This is a genomic window from uncultured Tateyamaria sp., assembly GCF_947504105.1.
Taxonomy (GTDB): domain Bacteria; phylum Pseudomonadota; class Alphaproteobacteria; order Rhodobacterales; family Rhodobacteraceae; genus Tateyamaria.
Genome location: NZ_CANNGP010000103.1, coordinates 1 through 3,070, shown reverse-complemented (window position 1 = coordinate 3,070; position 3,070 = coordinate 1). Strand labels below are relative to the sequence as shown.

Annotated in this window: 4 protein-coding genes; all 4 read right to left on the bottom strand. The window is 59.5% G+C overall.

The genetic code is table 11. The features are described 5' to 3' along the window. Positions 1 to 27: 27 nt before the first annotated feature. The 4 genes from Q1A75_RS23500 to Q1A75_RS23485 are packed head-to-tail and all read right to left on the bottom strand — an operon-like array spanning position 28 to position 2,961. Positions 28 to 606, bottom strand: a complete 579-nt coding sequence (locus Q1A75_RS23500) for a plasmid pRiA4b ORF-3 family protein (protein WP_299593438.1) — start codon at positions 604 to 606, stop codon at positions 28 to 30. Then, positions 575 to 2,182, bottom strand: a complete 1,608-nt coding sequence (locus Q1A75_RS23495; protein ID WP_299593435.1) for an IS66 family transposase — start codon at positions 2,180 to 2,182, stop codon at positions 575 to 577. Before Q1A75_RS23495 ends, Q1A75_RS23500 begins: the two co-directional genes overlap by 32 nt. 54 nt (positions 2,183 to 2,236) lie before the next feature. Beyond that, positions 2,237 to 2,590: an IS66 family insertion sequence element accessory protein TnpB gene (gene tnpB / locus Q1A75_RS23490; protein WP_299593432.1), complete on the bottom strand. Its 354-nt coding sequence runs from the start codon at positions 2,588 to 2,590 to the stop codon at positions 2,237 to 2,239. Next, positions 2,587 to 2,961 (bottom strand): transposase, encoded by a 375-nt coding sequence (locus tag Q1A75_RS23485; RefSeq protein WP_299593429.1) that lies wholly within the window; start codon positions 2,959 to 2,961, stop codon positions 2,587 to 2,589. The genes tnpB and Q1A75_RS23485 overlap by 4 nt, the downstream gene beginning before the upstream one ends. Positions 2,962 to 3,070: the final 109 nt, after the last annotated feature.

Genomic DNA, 3,070 nt, shown 5'->3' with positions numbered 1-3,070 from the left:
GTAAGCGTTGCTTTGACCCCACCTTGATCAATTGGGGCGCTTTCCCTTTGGCTTCCAGCGCTTGGCGAGTTTGAGGACTTCGAGGCGGAGTTCGTCGCTGTCGGGGATGTTTGGGTCGAAGTCGCCGCCGTACCAGCTTTTCAGGTCTGCATGCTCTGGGTGCTTTGGATCGCCCATGGCTTCGAGGAACTCTTCGTAACCGGGTGCGCCGCCGACGTCCTCGGGCGGACAACGTCCAGCGATGTCTGTCAGTCGCGGGTAGAGTTCGCCGGGGACGGGGTCGGTGATCTTGCCGATCTTGATCTTGTGGTCCCAGCTGTCGCCGAAGTCGTAGAGGTAGTTGATCATGCGCGCGCCGGTGTCCTCGATGAGCTCGGCCAAAGTGCTTTTGTTGGCGGGCAGGTCTTCGCTGCCGAAGTCCGGGTCGGGCAGCCCCCATGTCGCGCTGCCTGCTTCGAACATGTAGAGGTGCGAGTTTGTCCAGCCCATAGCAGCCTGGATCGTTAGATGGAGGCGGTCGAGGCGGATATCAGTGGGCACCTGCAGAGTGCGCGTGACGGCAGTCTCGATGTATTTAAGCGTGATCTTCAACTCGATGATGCTCATGGCTCCGCTCCCCCATCAGTCCCCCTGTCAGGTCTTTGTAATTCCAAGGCAGGAGGGCGTCGATATCGGATTGTTTGTGTCCTTGGGCGATGGCGCTGAGCGTCGCGGCTAGCCAGGCATGGGGATCGACACCATTCAGTTTGCAGGTCTCGATCAGCGAGGCGATCATTGCCCAGTTCTGTGCCCCAGCATCATGGCCTGCGAAGAGCGCATTTTTGCGGCTGAGGGCAATCGGGCGGATGGTCCGTTCCACAGTGTTGGAATCCAGCTCAATCCGGCCGTCTTCCAGGAACAGGATCAGCCCGTCCCAGTATTTGGCGATGTATTTCAGGGCTTCGCCGATTGGGGATTTGCCCGACACGCGGGCGCGGTTGACCGCAAGCCAGACCTCAAACGCTTCGATAATAGGCTTTGAGCGCTCTTGCCGCACGGCGCAGCGCGCGTCCGCGCTCAGGCCACGAATGTCCTTTTCGATCCGGTAGAGGGCGGTGATCTGTTTCAGCCCCTCATCGGCAATTGGTGTGGTGCCGGTTTGAGAGACCTCGTACAGTTTGCGCCGCGCATGTGCCCAACAATAAGCAAGCCGTATATCTTCGGCAGGCCGTTTTAGGAGCCGGTTGTACCCGGCATACCCGTCAACCTGCAGGGTGCCACCGAAGCCCTGCAGAATGTTCTCCGCATATTGCCCGGATCGCCCAGGCGCATAGGTAAAGGCGACACCGGGTGGATCATCGCCGCCCCATGGCCGGTCATCACGCGCCAGGGCCCAGAAGTACCCCGTCTTCGTTTTGCGCTTACCGGGATCGAGCACCGGCGCGATGGTCTCATCCATGAACAGCTTCGATGACCTTTTCAAGCTTACCCGCAGCGCGTCATAGACTGGCTTGAGCTCAAACGCTGCCCTTCCCACCCATGCCGCCAGTGTCGAACGATCAAGATCAATGCCCTGGCGACCATAAATCTGTGCTTGCCGATACAAAGGAAGATGATCCGCGTATTTGCCGACGATGACATGCGCCACTGTCGCTTCCGTCGGCATACCACCCGGGATCAGATGCGCCGGCGCCGAGGCTTGCACGATGCCGCTTTCGCAGGACCGACAGGCATAGCGTGGGCGGCGCGTGACGATCACGCGGAACTGCGCAGGCACGATATCCAGCCGTTCGCTGACATCCTCGCCTATGACGTGCCGCCCGTGACCACAGGCGCAGGTCGTGTTCTCGGGCTCGATCACCTCTTCGATGCGTGGCAGATGTTTGGGCAATGATCCCCGATTGATCTTGCGCGCACGGGGGGTGCCGCTGATCTGCCGATCATCCGCCTCGTTCTCGGCATGAACAGCCTCCTGCGCGGCCTCGATATCCTCAAGCGCCAGTTCATACTGTTCCGGGCAGGCCTTTTCAGACCGCGCACCAAACATGGCGCGTTTGTAGTCCGCAACGAGCTTTTCCAAGTGGATGATGCGGATTTCCTTGCGGTCGATCACACCCGCCTGGACGGCATTCTGCTCCTGCTGCGCAAGAATGATGGCCTTCAAAGCATCGATATCGTCAGGAAGATCAGCTGTCGCAATCATGGCGCTGACCTACCAAATCGAGGGATCAGATGCCCGCCCAATCAACCGCCTGATTCACTCTGCCGCAGTCGGCGGGCGCGCCGCCAAAGCCTTCACCTTCCGCCAGTCGAGACCGGCAAAGAGGGCTTCAAACTGAGCGTGATTGAGCGACATAAGCCCATCCCTGATCGCAGGCCAGGTAAAGGTCGTTTCCTCCAGCCGCTTGTAGGTCATCACCAAACCGGTGCCGTCCCAGTAAAGCAACTTTAGCCGGTCGGCACGCTTGGCGCGGAACACAAAAACCGTGCCGGTGAACGGTTCCTTGCGCAACTCATTCTTCACAAGTGCTGCCAACCCGTCATGGCCCTTGCGGAAGTCGACAGGCTTAGTCGCAATCACGATCCGCACCCGGTTCGACGGCAAGATCATAGCGCGCCAAGCGCCCGCACGATTTCCGCAACCCGCGCCGCTGGTGTTGCCGGGTCCAGACGGATGACAACATCACCGGACACGATCTCAACCGATGACATCACGGATTCCTGTGGTGCGGGGGCTGGAGGTTCAAAGATCACTGACGCAAATTCAGCACCCGCCAAATAAGGTACCGGCAACTTGCCGTCCTTCGCCAACCGCCGCCATGACGACAAATGGTTCGGACGAAGATCATGCCGCCGCGCAACCTCATTCACCGTCGCGCCCGGCACAAGCGTCTCCGCAACAACCTGCCCCTTGTACTCATCCGACCAACGCCGCTTGCCAGATGGGCCAACCATGACCTCCATCCGGCAAATCTCCTCCATATGATGCTCTATATGGCCTCCCAAATCCGCCTCCATTGCCAAACTACTCTCGGCAACGGACTCGCAGATCAGGCAAGCATCAGGAAGGTGGGGTCAGCGCAACGCTTAC

Coding starts and splice junctions, on each gene's coding strand:
- Q1A75_RS23500 (WP_299593438.1), bottom strand. CDS start 606: ATGAGCATCATCGAGTTGAAGATCACGCTTAAATACATCGAGACTGCC.
- tnpB (WP_299593432.1), bottom strand. CDS start 2,590: ATGATCTTGCCGTCGAACCGGGTGCGGATCGTGATTGCGACTAAGCCT.
- Q1A75_RS23485 (WP_299593429.1), bottom strand. CDS start 2,961: ATGGAGGAGATTTGCCGGATGGAGGTCATGGTTGGCCCATCTGGCAAG.
- Q1A75_RS23495 (WP_299593435.1), bottom strand. CDS start 2,182: ATGATTGCGACAGCTGATCTTCCTGACGATATCGATGCTTTGAAGGCC.